Origin of the sequence: Tetzosporium hominis, from assembly GCF_002265435.1 — a bacterium.
Lineage (GTDB): Bacteria > Bacillota > Bacilli > Bacillales_A > Planococcaceae > Chryseomicrobium > Chryseomicrobium hominis.
The window spans coordinates 1-926 of record NZ_NOKQ01000127.1 but is presented as its reverse complement, the minus strand read 5'-3'; the positions used below and the strand labels follow the sequence as shown (position 1 = coordinate 926).

The window sequence follows — 926 nt, the reverse complement described above, 5'->3', positions numbered from 1 at the left end:
TGCTTGCGATTCCTGTCTTCTTCAGCTGCAGTCCAGAAGGTCTCGTTCAAACGCTCAAGATCTGCCACATGTATCTCTGGCAATAAAAAGTTGTTACGTATGTATTTGACCATGGCTTCAACGTGACCTTTTTCGTTCCCACTACCTGGATTACAGAACTCAGTGGAAAAACCATAGTGTAAGACGAATCGTTCGAACTCGTCAGTCAATACTCGCTCACCATAAGGAAGGACCTTTTTGACAGCTGGACTCAAGTTATCGAAGCGAATTGTCTTAGGGACACCACCGAGATGGTGAAAGATTCGCTTTAAGCCTTCTAAGAAACACTCTCGGTTCTGCGACTGGAACACTTGAAAATAGAACGTGTTGCTGAAGGGGAACGAGAGCGCTAAGTAGGAAAGATCGACAGACCTACCCCTGTATACAAATGGTGCTTCTCCAAAATCAACTTGTGCTATTCCTGGTATGCTTTCAAGTGGTAAGGCAGCCTCTGTTGATTGTCCCATCTGCTGTTTCTTTTTTCGTACATAATCGCGGATAGAACGATAAGATCCGTTGTATCCATGTTCCTTCACCAACACATCGAACATTCTCTTGGCAGTCCGACGAAACTTCTTTTTCTTAGTCGCATCTTCCTCCAACCACTTATCGATTATGGGTCTAGCTTCTCCCATAACCCTTGGCTTTCGAGTAGTCTTCGGACGTTCTTCGCTCCAGTCTTCCATGTCTGCATATTTCTTTACGGTTCTCTCATCATGGTTCATACTTCTTGCTACTTCTGCATATTTTCTACCTTTTTGATTCACTTCTTGTCTGATATACTTGATGTCAGTCACTGTTAGCACTCCCTGTACCTCCCTGAATATTGTTAGCCCAATATCAGAGAGTTTAATTGTATGGAGAGATGCTGACAAGTGGCTTTTCTT

General features: G+C 43.5%; 1 protein-coding gene. It reads right to left on the bottom strand.

Going from position 1 to position 926, the window contains the following annotated elements:
* A partial coding sequence (istA, locus tag CF394_RS00690; protein ID WP_165767415.1) for an IS21 family transposase occupies window positions 1-845 on the bottom strand: 845 nt, incomplete at its 3' end.
* Between the last annotated feature and the right edge of the window lie 81 nt (window positions 846-926).